The organism is Sphingobium fuliginis (genome assembly GCF_004152845.1).
Classification (GTDB): Bacteria; Pseudomonadota; Alphaproteobacteria; order Sphingomonadales; family Sphingomonadaceae; genus Sphingobium; species Sphingobium fuliginis.
Genome location: NZ_SEON01000011.1, coordinates 39429 through 57680, shown reverse-complemented (window position 1 = coordinate 57680; position 18252 = coordinate 39429). Strand labels below are relative to the sequence as shown.

Sequence of the window (18252 nt, the reverse complement as noted above, 5' to 3'; positions counted from 1 at the left end):
GCTGCATCGCTTCTTGAGGAGAAAGCCCTGTGAAATCCACGTTCGCCCTGATGGCATCCGCTGTCGTTGCCGCCGCCGCCCTGCCCGTCGCGGCCGCTGCGCAGACCAGCGTGACCATCGCAGAAACCGCGCCGGTCGTGACGTTGAACGTCACCGAGACCGTGGAGGCGGCGCCCGATATGGCGACGGTGGGTACCGGGGTCCAGACGCGCGCCCAGACCGCCGCGCAGGCGATGCGCGACAATGCGGTGCAGATGGACAGGCTGGTCGCCGCGCTGGTGAAGGCGGGCATTCCGAAGAAGGACATCCAGACCAGCGGCATCAATCTGAGCGCGCAATATGACTATAGCAACCGCGACGGCCAGCCCGCCGGGCCGCGTTTCATCGGCTATGAGGCTTCGAACCAGCTATCGGTGAAGCTGCGCGACATCAGGAAGGTGGGAACCCTGCTCGACACGATGGTGGAGGCCGGAGCGACCAATGTGAACGGGCCGAGCTTCTCGATCAGCGATCCCGCGCCGATGCTGGCGCAGGCCCGGGCGGCGGCGTTGAAGACCGCCAGGGCGCAGGCCGATTTCTATGCCCAGGCGGCAGGTTATCGCTCGGCAAGGCTCGTCTCGCTGGCGGAGAGCAACAGCGGCGGGCAGCCGCCCATGCTGGTGATGGCAGCGGCCCGGTTCAAGGCGGACTCAGCGCCTGCGACGCCGGTGGAGCCGGGACAGGTTGGGTCCTCGGTGACGCTGACGGTGCAATATGCGCTGGAAAGATAAGGTGGCGGGGCGCCCTTCGGCCAATTGCCGGCCGTCCATCCCCTTCCCCGGAAAAGAAGCGCTTGCCTGAACGAAACGGCGGCGTAACCGTTAGCTGGTCATGAAGATGCTTGCTCCGCCCCGGCCCGCCGTCGCCAGCCCTGTCCATCCGGCGCGGCGCATGCGGACGGTGGCGACGGGCATGCTGCTGGTCATGGCGGCGCTGTTCCTGGCGGCGCGGGCGACGGCGCACCTCCACCCCGCCATCGGCTTCGTCCAGGCCTTTGCCGAGGCGGCGATGGTCGGCGGACTGGCCGACTGGTTCGCCGTCACGGCCCTGTTCCGCCACCCGCTGGGCCTGCCGATCCCGCATACCGCGATCATCCCGCGCAACAAGGATCGAATCGGGGATACGCTCGCTTTGTTCCTGCGCGACAATTTCCTTACGCCCGCCGTGGTGGCGCGGCGGATGCAGCGGCTGGACATGGCGGCCGCCGCGGGACGCTTCCTGTCGAGTCCCTCCAGCGGCGACGGCAGGCTGCGCGAGGGCGCGTCCCGGCTCGCCGCCGATATATTGGAAGCGCTGGACCAGGAACGGCTGGGCGGCATGGTGAAGGGCGCCATCGCCCAGCGCCTGCGCGCCATGAACCTTGCCCCCCTGATCGGGCAAGCGCTGGAAGCCGCGATGCGGGACGGGCGCCACGCCCCGGTGATGGACGGCATCATCCTATGGGCGGATCGCACGCTGGAGGCGAACGACCATTTGATCCGGCAGATGGTGCATGACCGGTCGGGCAAGATAATGCGCTGGACCGGCCTTGACGAAAATCTGTCCAACGCGATCATCGACGGGCTGCGCAAGCTGCTGGCCGACATGGCGCAGGACCCGGCCCACAGCCTGCGCCTGAAGGCCGAGGAGGGCCTGACGAAGCTCGCCGCCGACCTGCAATTCGATCTGGAGATGCAGGCGCGCGTGGCGCGCATCCGTGACGAGGTTGTCGACAATCCGGCAATGCAGCGCTGGATCGATGGCCTGTGGGAACAGGCGCGCGGCGGGCTGTTGCGCGCGGTGCGCGATCCCGGCAAGGCGATGGCGGGGCGTCTAGGCGAAGCGCTCCATCAGCTTGGCGCGACCTTGCAACAGGACGCGCGGCTACGGTTCCTTATCAACCGCTTCGTGCGGCGTGCCGCCGTGGGGGCGACGGCAGCCTATGGCGATGCCATCGTCAAGCTGGTCAGCGAGACGGTGCGCGGATGGGATGCGGGGACCGTCACCAGCCGGCTTGAGCATGCGGTCGGCCGCGACCTGCAATATATCCGGGTCAACGGCACGCTGGTGGGCGGGCTGGTGGGACTTGCCATCCATAGCATCGATACGCTGCTGTAGAAAATGCGGGATTGGCGGATGAGGGCCAGGGACGGACATAAGAGCACGGTTCGGGGCGAGCCCTGTCGAAGCCCTTCGCCTTTCTCCTGAAATGACCTCTCTCAAGAAGAGCTGAAGCGCCCTTCGACTGCGTGCAAGGCCGGCGCTCAGGACAGGTTTGACGGGCTCAGGGCGAACGGGGGAAGAAAAACGGCCTGCCCGCTTTCTGCGCGGATAAGGTCGCGCTTCAAGCTTCGGGCCGCGTCCATATCCATGTCCCGCCGATCGCAGCGGCCGCCGCAGGGACCAAGAACCACGGAAATGGCGAAAATATGAGCGCCAGCACCATGCTGAAAGCAAAAGCCGCCAGCGCCGCCTTCTTTCCTCGCCGGCTGATCGCGCCCTTTTCCCGCCAATGCCGGATATGCGGGCCGAAATGGCGGTGCTCCAGCAGGCGCGCCTCCAGCGCCGGGCTCGACCGCGCGAAGCAGAAGGCCGCCAGGATCATGAACGGCACTGTCGGCAGGAGCGGCAGGAAGGCTCCGACCGCCCCTACCCCAAGCGACAGGAAACCGCAGGCAAGATAGAGATGCCGCCGCATCAGGCCGCGGGCAGCCGCAGCCGGACCAGCACTCCGCCCAGATCGTCGCTTTCCTCCAGCGCGACGGACCCGCCATAGATTTCCGCGACGTCCCGCACGATGGCGAGGCCAAGGCCTGTTCCCGGCTTCCCCGAATCCAGCCTTACGCCCCGGTCGAAAATGCGCGTGCGGTCTGCCTGCGGAATGCCCGTGCCGTCATCCTCCACCAGGATTTCGACCATCGCCCCCTTGCGCCCTACGGTCGCGAACACGCTGCCCCCGCCATATTTGGCGGCGTTCTCGATCAGGTTGCCCAGCATCTCGTCCAGGTCCTGCCGTTCGACCCGCACGGCGGCTTCCTTGTCGCCATCCATGTCGATGCGGACTTCGGGATAGAGCCGCTGGACGGCCCTTTCCACCGCATCCAGGCTGGCCCATACTTCCGCCCGGCTCTGCGCCGCGCCGCGCCGTCCGACCGCGCGCGCCCGCGCCAGATGGTGGTCGACCTGCCGTCGCATCGTCGTCGCTTCCCGGATGACCGTATCGCCCAGATCGGGCGATTGCGCGGTCGCGGCGTTCATGATCACGGTCAGCGGCGTCTTGAGTGCATGGGCGAGATTGCCCGCATGGGTCCGCGCTTCCTCCGCCTGCCGCTCATTATGAGCGAGCAGGGCATTCAGTTCCTCGACCATGGGCAGCACCTCGGCGGGCATCGGCTCGGTCACGCGATTCTTCTCGCCCGCGCGCATCCGCACGATTTCATGCCGCACCTTGCGCAGCGGCCGCAGCCCGTAAATGGTCTGCAACGTCGCCAGCACGATCAGCCCCAGCGCCAGCAGGGCAAAGCTCTCGAACAGGGTCGATCGCAGCGTCTTGATCTGCGCGTCCAGTCCCTCGCGCGCCTGCGCCACCATGAACATCCAGCGCGTGTCCGATCCGGGCAGGATGATGCTGCGTTCCATCACGCGCAGGTCTTCGCCCGGAAACTGGTTGCTGTCATAGATGTGCGGGGCGTCGTCATGATGCTCCGGATTGACCTTCAGCGCCCGGTCCCACAGCGAACGCGACCGCCAATCCTCATGCCCCTTGCCGCTGATCTGGTAATAGATGCCGCTATTGGGCTCCAGGAAACGCTGGTCGGCAGGCTCGCGGTTGAACAGCACCTCTCCGTCCGGCCCGATCTCGGCCGACGCGATCATGGCGGTCAGGACATAGTTCATGCCGTCGTCGAAATTGCGCGTGATCGCGTCGGACAGCACCCGATCCAGTGCCAGCCCGCCGCCCAGCAGCAGCAGGCTGATCCACAGCGCCGCGATGCCGATCATGCGGCGGCTGAGCGATCCGGTCGAGCTAACTTGCGGCTGGTCAGTCAAAGACGCAAAAGCCTTTGTTTCCGTTCGCCCGAAGCCCGAACGGAAGATGAGCGATTACCGCCCCGGTTCATCCAGGCTGTAGCCCAGGCCCCGGATCGTCGTGATGACGTCCGCGCCCAGCTTCTTGCGGATGCGGGTCACGAACACTTCGATCGTATTGGAATCGCGGTCGAAATCCTGATCGTAGATATGCTCGATCAATTCGGTGCGGCTCACCACCTTGCCCTTGTGGTGGAGGAGGTAGGACAGCAGCTTATATTCCTGCGCGGTGAGCTTCACCGGCTCGCCCTTCAGCGTCACCTTGCCCGAGCGCGTATCCAGCCTTACGTCGCCCGCCGTCAGTTCGCTCGACGCATTGCCCGATGCGCGGCGGATCAGCGCGCGCAGGCGGGCGATCAGTTCCTCGCTCTGGAAAGGCTTGGCAAGATAATCGTCGGCGCCCGCGTCCAGCCCGGCCACCTTGTCTGACCAGCTGTCGCGCGCCGTCAGCACCAGCACCGGGAAGCTGCGTCCCTCCTTGCGCCAGCGGTCCAGCACGGTAAGGCCGTCGATGGTGGGCAGGCCGAGATCCAGGACGACCGCGTCATAGCTTTCGGTCGCACCCAGAAAATGCCCGTCCTCGCCATCGTCGGCCAGATCCACGGCATAGCCCGCGCCTTCCAGCGTGTTGCGGAGCTGTTGCCCAAGGCTAGGTTCATCTTCGACGATCAGCAGACGCATATGGCCCCGTTTCTGTTGTTATGCCCGACGCGCGCCTGTCAGCGCGCCCAGCCGATTATATCGCCCGTGCGACCGTCCGCATCAACCCATAGCACCTTGCCGTCCTTCACATATTTCAGGCGGTATCGATTGGTGGACGGGTTGAATTCGCTGCCCAGATAGGTGGCGCCGCCCATGGCGGCATCCACCCGGCGCTTGATGACGGAAAATGGCATGACCTGCCCGTCCAGCATCGCGCGGCGCGCGGCATCCTGCTCATCGCGCTGGCTGCTGGCATAAGCGGAAGGATTCGCGGCGAAAAGCACCGCCATGGCCCCCAGGCCTGCTATCAGTCTGAACCGCTTCATTTCCATGACCTTGGCATAGCCGGGAGCCATTGAACAGGTGGTGAATGACGATGAAGGGTGGGTAGCGCGCGTTCCGCCTGCCGCCCTCTTCCTGGGGCGCACCCTGCCCTGCCCGCGCAGGAGCCCGACACGGTCGATGATGGGGATTGACCTGAAAGCGGCCATGCGGCGGCTCTTGCGATCTCGGCCTTGCCTCCAAAGGAAAAGGGCTCCCTCCTTATGGAGAGAGCCCTTTTCATCATCCTTATGCGTTGGCCGGTCAGGCGGCGAGCTTGCGCAGCACATATTGGAGGATGCCGCCGTTCAGGAAATAATCCAGTTCGTTGACGGTATCGATGCGGCAAAGCGCGGTGAAGGTGAAGGTGGAACCGTCCGCGCGCTTCACGATCACTTCGACATCCTGGCGCGGCTTCAGGCCGGCGACATTCTGGATGGTGAAGGTTTCGTCGCCGGTCAGACCGAACGTGTCCTTGTTCTGGCCGTCCTTGAACTGGAGCGGCAGCACGCCCATGCCGACCAGGTTCGAACGGTGGATACGTTCGAAGCTCTCTACGATGACGGCGCGCACGCCCAGCAGGTTGGTGCCCTTCGCCGCCCAGTCGCGCGACGAACCGGTGCCATATTCCTTGCCGCCGATGACGACCAGCGGGGTGCCGTCGGCCTTGTGCTTCATCGCCGCGTCGTAGATCGGCATGACTTCGCCTTCATAGCGGGTCATGCCGCCCTCGACGCCGTCCAGCATCAGGTTCTTGATGCGGATATTGGCGAAGGTGCCGCGCATCATGACCTCGTGATGGCCGCGGCGCGCGCCGTAGCTGTTGAAGTCGGCCTGCGCCACCTGACGCTCCTGCAGCCACTTGCCCGCCGGGCTGGTCGCCTTGATCGAACCGGCCGGGGAGATGTGGTCGGTGGTGATCGAGTCGCCGAAGATCGCCAGCGGCTTGGCCTCCACGATGTCGGTGACCGGCTTCGGGGTCATGGTCAGGCCCTCGAAATAGGGCGGGTTGGCGACATAGGTAGAGCCGGCGCGCCAGCTATAGGTGTCCGAACCGGTGACGTCGATCGCCTGCCAGTGGGCGTCGCCCTTGTAGACATTGGCATAGCGCGCCTGGAACATCTGGCGGTCCATGCAGCCCGCCATGGTCGAGGCCACTTCGTCGTTGGTCGGCCAGATGTCCTTCAGGAACACCTGCTGACCGTCCTTGCCAGTCCCGATCGGCGTGGTGATGAAGTCTTCGACCACCGTGCCCTTCAGCGCATAGGCGACGACCAGCGGCGGCGAGGCCAGGAAGTTGGCGCGCACGTCGGGCGACACGCGGCCCTCGAAATTGCGGTTACCGGAGATGACGGCGGCGGCGACCAGGCCGTTTTCGTTGATCGCCTTGCTGATCGGCTCGGCCAGCGGGCCGGAGTTGCCGATGCAGGTGGTGCAGCCATAGCCGACGAGGTTGAAGCCGACGGCGTCGAGATGCGACTGGAGCCCTGCCTTTTCCAGATAGTCGGTGACCACCTGCGAGCCAGGCGCCAGCGAGGTCTTGACCCAGGGCTTGGGCTTCAGGCCCAGTTCGTTCGCCTTCTTGGCGACGAGGCCCGCGGCGACCAGGACGCCGGGGTTCGAGGTGTTGGTGCAGCTGGTGATCGCGGCGATGGTGACGTCGCCGTCGCCAATGTCGAAATCCTTGCCCTCGACCGGAACGCGCGCCTGGGCCTTCTTGTAGACCTTTTCCATGTCGGCGTTGAACACATCGTCCACTTCCGGCAGAGAAACGCGGTCCTGCGGGCGCTTCGGCCCTGCGAGGCTGGGGACGACGGTGCCGAGGTCCAGTTCCAGCGTGTCGGTGAAGACCGGTTCGACCGATGGATCGATCCAGAAGCCCTGCTCCTTGGCATAGGCTTCGACCAGGGCGATATTCTCTTCGGTGCGGCCGGTCAGGCGCATATAGTCGAGCGTCTTGTCGTCAATGCCGAAAAAGCCGCAGGTCGCGCCATATTCCGGCGCCATGTTGGCCAGCGTCGCACGGTCGGCCAGCGACAGGGTGGCAAGGCCGGGGCCGAAATATTCGACGAAGCGGCCGACCACGCCACGGGCGCGCAGCATCTGGGTGCAGGTGAGGACAAGGTCGGTGGCGGTGACGCCTTCCTTCAGTTCGCCGGTGAAGCGGAAGCCGACGACTTCGGGAATGAGCATGGAGACGGGCTGGCCCAGCATCGCGGCCTCAGCCTCGATGCCGCCCACGCCCCAGCCCAGCACGCCCAGGCCGTTGATCATGGTGGTGTGGCTGTCGGTGCCGACGCAGGTGTCGGGATAGGCGACGGTGACGCCGTCGGGGCCTTCGCTCGACCAGACGGCCTGCGCGATATTTTCCAGGTTCACCTGATGGCAGATGCCGGTGCCCGGCGGCACGGCGTAGAAGTTGGCGAGCGACTTCGAACCCCATTTCAGGAAGTCGTAGCGCTCCATATTGCGCTGATATTCGATTTCCACATTCTGTTCGAACGCCTTGGGCGTGCCGAATTCATCGACCATGACCGAGTGGTCGATGACGAGGTGGACGGGAACCTGCGGGTTGATCTTGCCGGCGTCGGCGCCCAGCGCGGTCATCGCGTCGCGCATGGCGGCCAGGTCGACCACGCAGGGGACGCCAGTGAAGTCCTGCATCAGCACGCGGGCGGGGCGATACTGGATCTCCCGCTCCGCCTTGCCCTTGTCATTCTGCCAGTCGACGATCGCCTGGATGTCGTCGGTGGTGACGGTGACGCCGTCCTCGAAACGGAGCAGGTTCTCCAGCAGCACCTTCATCGAGAAGGGCAGGCGCGAAACGTCTCCAAGCTTCGCGGCCGCCTTCTTCAGCGAATAATAGGCGATGTCCTTGCCGCCGACCTTCAAAGTGTCGCGCGTGCCGAGTGTGTCCTGTCCGATGGCGGTCATGAGTCGTGCGTCTCCTCGCAGTTGCCCGGCCAGGAGCAGGCAGGATGACGCTATTCCACCAGAGGCTCGCCGGACGGCGAAAAAAGACCGGACGGCAAGGTGGCGGGATGCGCCCCAACTCACGGCCGAAGCGGATATGTCCCGATGCGCGCCGCCATAGCGCCTGCGCGCCTCAAGTCAAATGCGAAGGCGCGAAAATGGGACGGTCCTCGATAATCTTTCTTGTAGACGCGGTCCTCCGGGGCGGGATACATTGGGTTGCAGCCGCGTTCTGGTGCAAGGAGCGGGCTTTGCAGAGATGATAAAGGGTCGCTCGCTCTGACGTTCGTCGTTGCATCAATGCTGATGTGAAGCTCGGGGGAAATTTCCGAATTTTACGTCGATGCCGAGATATATGTCTGAGGAGGAAGAGACGATGCGCCCAGTTTCCAGCCTCGCGACCGGCAAGTCTTTCGACCCGGCCTTAAGGGGTTACATCATCCACTATCATCCGGGGGAAGCCAATCACTGCCCCAGTTGCGGCCGCAGCCAGTGGATGGTCGGCCGGCTGATGGCCGAATGCGCCTATTGCGAAACCGCCCTGCCCCTGGAGAACAACCGTGGTTTCGGAGCCTGCGCCCGTTTCGTCAGCACGCATGACGTCATGGCGTCCGGCGATCCGCGCGACTCGATCAATCCCTGATCGGAGGAGGGCTGCGCGCCGTCAGGCCGCGGCCACCCCCTCCACCTCCACTATGCCGTCGCCGGCATAATAGCCCTGAACCCGCACCCGCTTTTCCACATGGTCGACGGGCACCCGCAGCAACACCAGGCGGAAACTGCCGCCCAGATCGCGCTGGAGCAGAAAACCCGCCTCGTCGCGGACCAGCCGCCCGGTTTCATCCACTCCAGCACCGATCTCCGTCATGGGTCATCGGTCTATCGCGTTCTTGATCCCCTTGCCAGCCATCAGGCCAAGGACGAGGAAGATGACGAACAGTGCGATCGCCAGCACGAACAGGAACTTCGCGATACCCACGAAGGCGCCCGCCGCGCCGCCGAAGCCCAATATGGCCAGCACGGCGGCGATCACGAGCGAAATAATGGCCAGACGGATCATGCGACACTCCTTCCGGTGAAAGACCTGCTCCTTCCAACGGATGGCGGGACCGCCGGTTCCTGACCGCGGTCAGGCGATCAGAACCAGAAGCGCACGCCCATCACCAGGCTCGTCGTTGCAGCCCGCTCTCCATCCCGCCGGGTGAAGCGGGCGGTGTCGCCCAGCTTGCGTTCCCAGTTGACCCCGACATAGGGCGCGAATTCACGCGCGAATTCATAGCGCAGGCGCAATCCCAACTCGATGTCGGAAAGACCCGAACCGATGCCGAGTTCCGGCACGTCCTGCGCCGCGAGGTTGATCTCCACCGCCGGTTGCAGGATCAGGCGCTGGGTAATGCGCTGGTCGTAGCTGCCCTCCAGCCGCAGATGCGCGTCGCCCTTGTCGGACAGAAAGGCCTGCGCGCCGACCTCGAACCAATAGGGGGCGAGGCCCTCTATCCCCACCACCGCATAAGTCCGCTGCGGATCGGGGCGAATGTCGTGGCGGACGCCGGCTTCCAGGTTGAACCAGGGATCGATGGCGCGGCTGTAAAGCGCCTGCACCTCCGCGCTTTCCAGCGGGCCGCCGAATTCGCCCTCTCCTTCGGTCTTGAAGGCGAAACGGTCGATGTCGCCGCCTATCCAGCCCTCCCCTTCCCAATGATAGCCGTCGGCGCCCCTGCCCATGCGATATTCGAGCCGGTCGAGCATCAGCCGGGAGAAGGTCATGCCGCCGCTTTCCTTGAGCATGGCGGCACGGGCGCGCGCCATTTCGGCGGGGTTGTAAAAGGCTTCCGAGGCATGATCGGACGGCATGGGAGGGGCTACCCCCTCGGGCGCGCCGTCATCGGGCGCGGGCTGGCCGTGACCGGCATGGGCGTCCCCGGCAGGCGGATGGTCGGAATGATCCTCCTGCTGCATGGCGCCGTGGTCCATCCCGCCATGATCCTGCGCCCAGGCCGGCAAGGCGCCGGAAGCGAGCAGCAGCGCGGCCAGGCAAACCGGCGCCTTCATGCCGCGTCCCCCGCGTACCGCACGGTCACGACGCGCATCATCCCCGTGTGCATGTGCATCAGCATATGGCAGTGAAAGGCCCAATCGCCCAGCGCGTCGGCGGTAAGGTCGAAACTCACCTTTCCCCCCGGCAGCACGTTCACCGTGTGCTTGAGCGGATTATGGTCGCCCGCGCCAGTCACCAGTTCGAAGAAATGGCCATGCAGATGGATCGGGTGCGGCATCATCGTGTCGTTGATCAGGTTGACGCGCACCCGCTCCCCATGGCGGAAGGGAATGGGGTCCGCCCCATCCGACAGCTTCACCCCGTCGAAGGACCACATATAGCGCTCCATGTTCGCGGTCAGGTGGATGTCGAGCGTCCGGGTCGGCGGACGCCTGTCCGCATGGGGAGTCAGCGATTTGAGATCGGCATAGGTCAGCACGCGATGGTCGACGGTCTCCAGCCCCGTCGGGCGGTCGGCGGTCCTGTCGGCCGGCATGGGCGAGAGCGTCGCGACGCCGGGCCCCATCTTCACCTGCGGCGCCACCGACCTGTCGCGCATCTTCATCGAATGGCCGGCCATGCCTTCATTGGCGGGCTGGCTGAGATCGATGACTCCGCCCTGCCCCATGTCCATTCCGGACATGTCCATGCCCATGTCCTTCATGCCCAGCAGCGGTCGGGCGCGCAGCGGCGGCACCTCCGCCGCAAGGCCCATGCGCGGCGCCAGGGTCGCCCGAACGAGGCCCGATCGGTCTATCGCTTCCGCGATCAGGGCGTAGGGCTTCGCTTCCCCGGGCTGCACCACCACATCATAGGTTTCCGCGATGCCGATCTGGAACTCGTCGGTCTCGACCGGCTGCACATGCTGGCCGTCGCACTGCACCACCGTCATCGGCAGGCCCGGCAGCCGCAGGTTGAAGTTGGTCATGGCCGCCGCATTGATGATGCGCAGCCGCACCCGCTCGCCCGGCGTGAAGAGGCCGGTCCAGTTCTCCGCCGTGCCATGGCCGTTCACCAGAAAGCTGTAGGTCGATCCGGTGATGTCGGATATGTCGGTCGGGTCCATCCGCATGGCGCCCCATTCCATGCGCTCCTTCGCGTTCTGGTCCTTCCCGGCCAGCAGCCCCGCCAAGGTCTGCTTCTGCATGTTGAAATAGCCGCCCATCTGTTTGAGGCGCTTCAGCAGGACGTGCGGGTGGACCGGGCTCCAGTCGGACAGGATGAGGACATGCTCGCGCGTGGCTTCCACCGGATCGGTTCCCGCCGGATCGATCACGATCGGCCCATAATGGCCGACGGCCTCCTGCATGCCGGAATGGCTGTGATACCAGTAGGTGCCGGACTGCCGGATGGGGAATTCATAGGTGAAGGTCTCGCCGGGGCGGATGCCGGGAAAGCTGATCCCCGGCACCCCGTCCATCTGGAAGGGCACGATCAGGCCGTGCCAGTGGATCGACGTATCCTCCCGCAGCCGGTTGGTGACGGACAGGCGGACATTCTGCCCTTCCTTGAGGCGGATGAGCGGCGCGGGCAGCGTGCCGTTGATCATCACCGCGTGCGCCGAACGCCCGCCGGTCGAAAAATGCCCCTCCGCCACGGTCAGGGCGATGGCCTCGCCGCTCAGCACTTCCGGGGCTGGGGCCGGGGCCGGGGTCAGGCCGGCCGTTCCGCTCCGCGCCCAGGCGGGGAAAACCCGGCTCAGCGCCAGCGCGCCGCCCAGTCCGCCAAGATTGCGGACGAGGGTGCGGCGATCGACATCGGGAAGGGTGAAGGCCATGGACAGCTCTGCAATAAGGACGGTTTCCCCCTATACGCGGCCCGTCGCCCCATCCCTCAATCCTTCGGCCAATTTGTTGCGCGCCCTGTAGAGGCGTGTTTCGACGGCTTTCTCGCTGATGCCCAATATCTGCGCCGCCTCCGCCTGGCTCATTCCCTCGATGGCGCGCAGAACCAGCACGTCCTTGAGATTGCCGGGCAATGCGGCGATGGCTGCATGGATATGCGCCAGCTCCGCCCGGGACTGGACAGCCTCCTCCGGCGTCGGCATGCCGTCCGCCACGGCGCCTGCTTCCTCGATCGGCCGGGCGAAGGTGAAGAAGCGCCGCACCGCCCGCCGCCGCGCCCAGTCACGGCATTTATTCACCGCGATCCGCGCGATCCACAGCCGGAAGGGCCGCGCGCCATCATAGCGGCCAAGCGCGGCGAAGGCGGAGATGAACGTCTCCTGCGTGATGTCGAGCGCCTCCGTCGCATCGCCCGCATGTCCCCGCGCCAGACGGAACACGGCGTCGCGATGGCGGCGCATCAGCTCGCCATAGGCGCTCTGCTGCCCGGCGAGCGCCAGCGCGGCCAGCTCTGCATCGCCGCGTTCGGTGAGCGACGGGCTCACCGCTCCGGCGGGACGGGGGCTGGCCGGGTCAGCGCCTTGACGATGGCGGCGTCGAACTGCGCCGCCTGATCCGGCCGCAGCACGGCGCGCATCGCGAAGATATGCTTCAGCGTCTCCTTCTGAAGCATGCCCATGACGTGATGCGACCGGTCGACGGCCTCGGCCACTTTCGGGCCATAGCCATGCTCCGCCGCGATCGCCTGCGCCAGTCGCGCATTGTCGGCGCGCATCTCCGCCTCCATGGCCTCGCGCCGCCTCGCGAAATCAGCCTCCAGCGCGTGAATGCGCCGTTCCTGCGCCGCATCCAGTTCCAGCTTCTGGTGGATCAGGGCATGAACCTCGCTTTCGACGCGCGGTTCCGGCGCGATCCAGGCCCGCGCCACCAGCACCGCCGCCAGCGCCGCTGCAAAGGCGACCAGCGCGACCAGCCCATAGCGTGCGGTTCCCCTCATGCCCTTACCCCCCGCATGACTCACTGCCCCAGCAGGCGGGAGGGTGCGTAATCCGACATGCCGATGATGGCGGGCCGGGACGCCGCCTGCGCCGGGCTGCCGGGCACCACGCTGCCGATCCACCCGATGCCGACCGCGACGATCCCCGCCAGCGCGAGGCTGCGCCGCGCCACGGCCCGTTCGCGGCGCGAGACGACGCCTGCCATCACCGCGTCCTCCAGCCTTTCCAGACGCGGATCGGCGGGGGCGTTCCGCATCTGGGCGGCCACCTGGCCCAATAGCTGATCGAGGTCGCTCATCACTTTCACTCCACATAGCGGCTTCAAGCCGGCGGGCATCATCCGCCACGCCGGAAATCACCACAAACACCATGTCCTGTCGCCTGCAATACGCAGGGCGCTTACCGACCCCTCATGCAAAAATTCCTGCGCTCCGGTCGAGGGGTCGGAAAGCGCAATGCGTAATGGTCCGTAACCGCAATCTATCGGGAGCCTATCATCATGCGTCGCAACCTGTTCACCCCCGCCATGCTGGCCGCCGCCTTCGGCCTTGCCGCCCTCCCCTCCGCAGCGCTGGCGCATCCGAAGCTGCTTTCCTCCAGCCCGGCGGCGGACGCCACCGTCTCCAAACCCACCCGGCTGACGCTCAGCTTTTCCGAAAAGCTGCTCGCGCCCTTGAGCGGCGTGGACCTCACCATGACCGGCATGCCGGGCATGGCCGATCATGCGCCGATGCCGATCAAGGGCTTCAAGACAGCGGTCGACGGGGACGGGAAGACCATGATCGTCACCCTGCCCCGGGCGCTGCCGGCCGGCAGCTACGACCTCAACTGGCACATCGTCGGCGCCGACCAGCACAAGATCGCGGGCAAATACAGCTTCTCGGTCAAATAAGGTCGATGGACTGGCTTCTCGTCACTGCCCGTTTCGCCCTGTACGCCGATCTTGCAGCGCTTGCCGGCCTGCCGCTGTTCTGGTGGAGCATGGGCGGAAGCGCGCGGCGCGGGGCGATCGGCGCGCTGGCGGTGGCCGGGCTTGCGCTCTCCGCCCTGTGGCTGCTCGCCAGCGCGGCGGCCATGGCGGGAACCCCGTTCCTGCCCCCCGACTGGGGCGTCGTCGGGATATTGCTCAAGGAAACGCCGCTTGGCATGGTGCTGGCGGTGCGGGCCGTCGCGCTGCTGTCGATCCTGCCGCTGCTGCTCCGGCAGGGCGCCGGATGGAACGCCGCCCTGGCCCTGCCCGCCGCCATCGCCGCCGCAACCCTGGCCTGGTCGGGCCATGCCGCCGCCAGCGAAGGCCTTGCCGGCAGCGCCCACCGCATCGCGGACGCGCTGCATATGCTGGCCGCCGCCGGATGGTTCGGTGCGCTGCTGGCCTTGCTGCATGCCGTGCTGTCGGGAAGGGAGAGCGGACGAACCGCCCATATGCTGGAGCGTTTCTCCCTGTTCGGCACGATCTTCGTCGCGACGCTGATCCTGACCGGCGCATTCAACGCAGTGATGATCGTCGGTATAGCCCAACTGCCCGCGCTTCTGCATGGCCTTTATGGCTGGCTGCTTCTCACCAAGCTGGCGCTGTTCGCCGGCATGCTGCTGCTCGCCGCCGCCAATCGCTGGTGGTTGACGCCGATGCTGGAGAGGAACGGAGGCGTTGCCCATCTGCGCCTGTCGCTGCTGGCGGAAACCAGCCTGGCGGTCCTCATCCTGGGACTGGTCGCGGCGCTTGGGACCCTGGATCCACTGGCTTGAAATGTGGGTGATGAGGGGAGGATTGGGATTGGCGATTTCAAGACCTTCCTTCTCCTTGAGGGAGAAGGATGGAAGCCTTGGCGACGAAGGAGCCTGGGCTGATTTAGAGGAGGGAAGCGGGCTTGCGGTCCGCGCGATCCGTTGGATCGCGCTCCCCTCACCCAGCTACGACCAGGCAGCAAGCTGCCAAGTCTGCGCAGCCCTCTCCCTCAAGGGAGAGGGATAAGGTGGGCGTCAGATTACCACCCATTTCCCCGTCGCACCGGCGGTTGCTTCAGACCCAACCTTCCAGCACCTGATTGGGCGGCCGGTGGCCGTCGACCCAACTGCGGATATTGGCGATCACCCGTGCCCCGGTGGCGTCGCGCCCTTCGATTGTCGCGGACCCCATATGCGGCAGCAGCACCACATTGGAGAGGTCCAGCAACCGGGCGTCGACCGCCGGTTCATGCGTATAGACGTCCAGCCCCGCCCCTGCGATCCGTCCTTCCGCAAGCGCCCCGATCAAGGCCGGTTCATCCGTGATCTCGGCTCGCGAGGTGTTGATCAGATAGGCGTCGGACCGCATCAGCGCGATCCGCCGGGCGTCGATCATCCCGCGGCTGTCGGCGTTGAGCGGGCAGTGGATCGACACGATGTCGCTGCCCGCCAGCAGAGACTCCAGATCGCCATGCCAGTGCGCCTGCAATTCCTGCTCCACTTCGAAGGGAAGGCGGTGGCGGTTGTGATAGGCGATGGAAAGGCCGAAGGCCGCCGCCCGGCGCGCGACCGCACGGCCGATGCGGCCCATGCCGATGATGCCCAGCTTCTTGCCGCCGATGCGGTGCCCCAGCATGCCCGACGGGCTCCAGCCGGTCCACGCGCCAGAGCGCACCAGCTTCTCCCCCTCCGCCAGACGGCGCGGCACCGACAGGATCAACGCCATCGTCATGTCGGCGGTGTCTTCGGTCAGCACGCCGGGCGTGTTGGTGACGATGATCCCCTTCTGCCGCGCGGCATTGAGGTCGATATGGTCGACGCCGCTGCCGAAGCTGGCGATGAGTTGCAGCCTCTCCGGCGCGGCCTCGATCAGCGCGGCGTCGATCTGGTCGGTGACGGACGGCACCAGCACGTCGCATTGCGCCATGGCGCGGGTCAGCGCGGCGCGATCCATCGGCACGTCACCGATGTTGAAGACCGTATCGAACAGATCGGCCATGCGCGCCTCGACATTGGGAGGCAGGCGGCGCGTAACGATGACGCGCGGCGTGGCGGGGCGCGGTTTCTTGGCCATGTCTGGCCGCTATTCCCCGTGAGGACGATGGTCAAGCGCTTATCCATATCCGCAAGAGAGCGGTTGTCGGTCATGGCTGCGAGCGGCTATGGTCCGGCAGTCAGGCAACGGGGACGATATGGGCATGAAGGGCTATCTGGGCGCGGGCATGATCGCGGCGCTGTGCTGGGCGGGCGGGGCATGGGCCGCGCCTGCGAAGCCGGTGCCCTATTGGGCGTCGCTGACCCAGGCCGAGGCGCGCATGCGCGTGGGCCCCAGCCTCGATTACCCGTCCAACTGGGTCTATCGCCGCCGCGACCTGCCGGTGAAGGTGGTGCAGGTGCTGGGCCTGTGGCGCAAGGTGGAGGATTCGACCGGCACGCAGGGGTGGATGCATGTCCGCCTGCTGAGCGACACCCCCACCGCCATCGTCACGGCGGACATCGCTCCGATGCGCGATTCCCCCAGCGAGGACGCCCGCGCCCTGTTCCGCGCGCAGAAGGGCGTGGTGGGGCGGCTTTCCTCCTGCGGCAAGGGCTGGTGCGCCTTCGACGTAGGGGGGCAGAAGGGCTTCATCCGCGCCAGCGACATATGGGGCGCGACGGGGTAGCGCCGCTCACTCGCCCTCTTCGTCGAACCGGTCGGCGTGCATCAGCCGCTTCACCAGCGGCGCCAGCGCCATGACGACCAGCCCCGCACCGACCGACCACCAGCCGATCCTGCCATAGACCGCCAGCACATCGCCGCGGGAGGCCGCGCCGCCCTCTCCGCCCGTCGCCGCCGCAATCAGCCCGGCGGCATATTCGCCCAGCGCCATGGCCAGGAACCAGATGCCCATCATCAGGCCGATCATCCGCGACGGCGCCAGTTTCGACATGGCGGACAGGCCGACAGGGGACAGGCAGAGTTCGCCCAGCGTGTGGCAAAGATAGAGCAGGAAGATGAACAGCACCGGCGTCAGCGTGCCGGGCGCGCCGGTCCCCGCCACCAGGATCAGGAAGCCCGCGCCCACCAGCGCCAGCGCAATGCCGAACTTGGCAGGAGTGGAGGGTTCCCACCCCCGCTTCGCCAGCCAGATCCACAAGCCCGCCATCACCGGTCCGAACATCAATATATAGGCGGCGTTGACGGACTGGAACATCGAGGCAGGCACGTTGAAGCCCCAGATGTTCCGGTCCGTATAGCGATCCGTGAACAGGCTGAGCGACGATCCCGTCTGTTCGTACAGGCCCCAGAAGAGCGGGTTGATGACCAGCAGGAACAGCGCCGCCAGCATCCGGTCGCGGCCGATCCGCTCCATCCGGCCGAACGCTTCCCAGAGGATGTACAGCACGACGGCGACGCTTGCCGCCGCCAGCATCCAGCCGACGATCACATGATTCTGGATCAGGAACCAGCACAGCGCGATGAACGCCAGGCTGGAGAGATAGACCAGCCATTCGCGGCTGAGGATGCCGCCGACACGCTGCCTGAGGCGCTCGGGATCGCGCGGCTCGCCCTTGCCCTGAAGCAGCGGCCTGCACAGCATGAAGCCGATCACGCCCGCGATCATGCCGACCGACGCCGCGCCGAAGCCCCAGTGCCAGCCCCATGTCTGGCCCAGATAGCCGCAGATGACCGGGCCTATTGTCGCACCCAGGTTGATGCCCATGTAGAAGATCGTATAGGCCGGGTCGCGTCGCATGTCGTCGCGCGGATAGAGCTGCCCCACCAGTGCCGAAACGCTGGATTTGAGGAAGCCCGTACCCGTGATCACCGTCGCCAGGCCGAGCCAGAACAGGCCAAGGCCCATGGCCCCCGCATCGTCGCTTTCCATGCCCAGGATGATGTGCCCGGCGGCGATGACGACACCGCCGAACAGCACGGCCTTGCGCTGGCCGAGATAGCGGTCCGCCAGATAGCCGCCCATCAGCGGCGAGATGTAGATCAGCGACATATAGGCGCCATAGGCGTAGCTGGCGTCGCGATCGGAAAAGAGGAAATGCTGCGTCAGATAGAAGATCAGCAGCGCACGCATGCCGTAGAAGGAGAAGCGTTCCCACATCTCCACGAAGAACAGCAGGAACAGCCCACGCGGATGGCCGAGCCAGGTCCTGCCCGCTCCTGCCCCGGCGGGCGTTGAAATGGAGGTCGCCATCCGGCCCCTTATCCTATCTTGTTGCGGGCCCTGCGAAACGCATCCCTTGTCGCCGCCAGCCTAGAACCGAAATTATTCGTCTGTCAAAGAGCGGCCCTGCCCTTGCGTCCTGCCCGCCGCCGGGCCATCTGGAC

The 18252-nt window shown here is 65.9% G+C and carries 20 protein-coding genes; 6 read left to right on the top strand and 14 right to left on the bottom strand.

The window, feature by feature from the left end; genetic code table 11:
- Positions 1–29: 29 nt before the first annotated feature.
- Both EWH10_RS20290 and EWH10_RS20285 read left to right on the top strand, forming a co-directional pair.
- The gene (locus EWH10_RS20290) at positions 30–770 is read left to right on the top strand and encodes an SIMPL domain-containing protein (RefSeq protein ID WP_044662515.1); all 741 of its coding nucleotides are present in this window, start codon (positions 30–32) and stop codon (positions 768–770) included.
- A gap of 100 nt (positions 771–870) precedes the next feature.
- Positions 871–2136 carry a DUF445 domain-containing protein gene (locus EWH10_RS20285; RefSeq protein ID WP_044662516.1) on the top strand — a complete coding sequence of 422 codons (1266 nt, stop codon included), beginning with the start codon at positions 871–873 and terminating at the stop codon, positions 2134–2136.
- A 226-nt stretch (positions 2137–2362) separates the two neighbouring features.
- Here EWH10_RS20285 and EWH10_RS20280 read toward each other — a convergent pair whose 3' ends face one another.
- The 5 genes from EWH10_RS20280 to acnA form a co-directional block, all read right to left on the bottom strand.
- Positions 2363–2716, bottom strand: a complete 354-nt coding sequence (locus tag EWH10_RS20280; RefSeq protein WP_044662517.1) for a YbaN family protein — start codon at positions 2714–2716, stop codon at positions 2363–2365.
- Entirely contained in the window at positions 2716–4020 is a 1305-nt protein-coding gene (locus EWH10_RS20275; protein ID WP_044662518.1) for a sensor histidine kinase, read from the bottom strand. Before EWH10_RS20275 ends, EWH10_RS20280 begins: the two co-directional genes overlap by 1 nt.
- A gap of 102 nt (positions 4021–4122) precedes the next feature.
- The gene (locus EWH10_RS20270) at positions 4123–4788 is read right to left on the bottom strand and encodes a response regulator transcription factor (RefSeq protein ID WP_044662519.1); all 666 of its coding nucleotides are present in this window, start codon (positions 4786–4788) and stop codon (positions 4123–4125) included.
- A 38-nt stretch (positions 4789–4826) separates the two neighbouring features.
- Positions 4827–5165 carry a hypothetical protein gene (locus tag EWH10_RS20265; RefSeq protein WP_025551820.1) on the bottom strand — a complete coding sequence of 113 codons (339 nt, stop codon included), beginning with the start codon at positions 5163–5165 and terminating at the stop codon, positions 4827–4829.
- Positions 5166–5394: 229 nt separating this feature from the next.
- A complete protein-coding gene (gene acnA / locus EWH10_RS20260) occupies positions 5395–8064 on the bottom strand; it encodes an aconitate hydratase AcnA (RefSeq protein WP_025551821.1) in 2670 nt (889 codons plus the stop codon).
- A gap of 415 nt (positions 8065–8479) precedes the next feature.
- Here acnA and EWH10_RS20255 point away from each other — a divergent pair, with 415 nt between their 5' ends.
- Positions 8480–8746 (top strand): hypothetical protein, encoded by a 267-nt coding sequence (locus EWH10_RS20255; RefSeq protein ID WP_044662520.1) that lies wholly within the window; start codon positions 8480–8482, stop codon positions 8744–8746.
- Positions 8747–8767: 21 nt separating this feature from the next.
- Here the strand turns inward: EWH10_RS20255 and EWH10_RS20250 are convergent, their stop codons facing one another.
- From EWH10_RS20250 to EWH10_RS20220, 7 genes are all read right to left on the bottom strand, one after another.
- Entirely contained in the window at positions 8768–8971 is a 204-nt protein-coding gene (locus EWH10_RS20250; RefSeq protein ID WP_044662521.1) for a DUF5818 domain-containing protein, read from the bottom strand.
- 3 nt (positions 8972–8974) lie between these two features.
- Positions 8975–9163 carry a DUF1328 domain-containing protein gene (locus EWH10_RS20245; RefSeq protein WP_025551823.1) on the bottom strand — a complete coding sequence of 63 codons (189 nt, stop codon included), beginning with the start codon at positions 9161–9163 and terminating at the stop codon, positions 8975–8977.
- A gap of 77 nt (positions 9164–9240) precedes the next feature.
- The gene (locus EWH10_RS20240; RefSeq protein ID WP_044662522.1) at positions 9241–10155 is read right to left on the bottom strand and encodes a copper resistance protein B; all 915 of its coding nucleotides are present in this window, start codon (positions 10153–10155) and stop codon (positions 9241–9243) included.
- On the bottom strand, positions 10152–11918 hold the full coding sequence (locus EWH10_RS20235) for a copper resistance system multicopper oxidase (protein ID WP_065846206.1): 1767 nt from the start codon (positions 11916–11918) through the stop codon (positions 10152–10154). The genes EWH10_RS20240 and EWH10_RS20235 overlap by 4 nt, the downstream gene beginning before the upstream one ends.
- A gap of 30 nt (positions 11919–11948) precedes the next feature.
- Positions 11949–12530, bottom strand: a complete 582-nt coding sequence (locus tag EWH10_RS20230; protein ID WP_025551829.1) for an RNA polymerase sigma factor — start codon at positions 12528–12530, stop codon at positions 11949–11951.
- Positions 12527–12982 carry a periplasmic heavy metal sensor gene (locus EWH10_RS20225; protein ID WP_025551831.1) on the bottom strand — a complete coding sequence of 152 codons (456 nt, stop codon included), beginning with the start codon at positions 12980–12982 and terminating at the stop codon, positions 12527–12529. Before EWH10_RS20225 ends, EWH10_RS20230 begins: the two co-directional genes overlap by 4 nt.
- A gap of 20 nt (positions 12983–13002) precedes the next feature.
- Entirely contained in the window at positions 13003–13281 is a 279-nt protein-coding gene (locus tag EWH10_RS20220) for a hypothetical protein (protein WP_044663174.1), read from the bottom strand.
- Between the two features lie 201 nt (positions 13282–13482).
- Between EWH10_RS20220 and copC the strand changes: the two genes are divergently transcribed.
- Together copC and copD are read left to right on the top strand one after the other, a co-directional pair.
- On the top strand, positions 13483–13875 hold the full coding sequence (gene copC, locus EWH10_RS20215) for a copper homeostasis periplasmic binding protein CopC (protein WP_044662524.1): 393 nt from the start codon (positions 13483–13485) through the stop codon (positions 13873–13875).
- Positions 13876–13880: 5 nt separating this feature from the next.
- Complete coding sequence (gene copD, locus EWH10_RS20210) at positions 13881–14729, top strand: copper homeostasis membrane protein CopD (protein ID WP_044662525.1); 849 nt, start codon at positions 13881–13883, stop codon at positions 14727–14729.
- A 274-nt stretch (positions 14730–15003) separates the two neighbouring features.
- Here the strand turns inward: copD and EWH10_RS20205 are convergent, their stop codons facing one another.
- Positions 15004–16002, bottom strand: a complete 999-nt coding sequence (locus tag EWH10_RS20205) for a 2-hydroxyacid dehydrogenase (RefSeq protein WP_044662526.1) — start codon at positions 16000–16002, stop codon at positions 15004–15006.
- A 118-nt stretch (positions 16003–16120) separates the two neighbouring features.
- On the opposite strand from EWH10_RS20205, the gene EWH10_RS20200 reads away from it, so the two are divergent.
- Positions 16121–16591 (top strand): SH3 domain-containing protein, encoded by a 471-nt coding sequence (locus tag EWH10_RS20200; RefSeq protein WP_044663175.1) that lies wholly within the window; start codon positions 16121–16123, stop codon positions 16589–16591.
- Positions 16592–16597: 6 nt separating this feature from the next.
- Here EWH10_RS20200 and EWH10_RS20195 read toward each other — a convergent pair whose 3' ends face one another.
- Complete coding sequence (locus tag EWH10_RS20195; RefSeq protein ID WP_044662527.1) at positions 16598–18118, bottom strand: peptide MFS transporter; 1521 nt, start codon at positions 18116–18118, stop codon at positions 16598–16600.
- Positions 18119–18252: the final 134 nt, after the last annotated feature.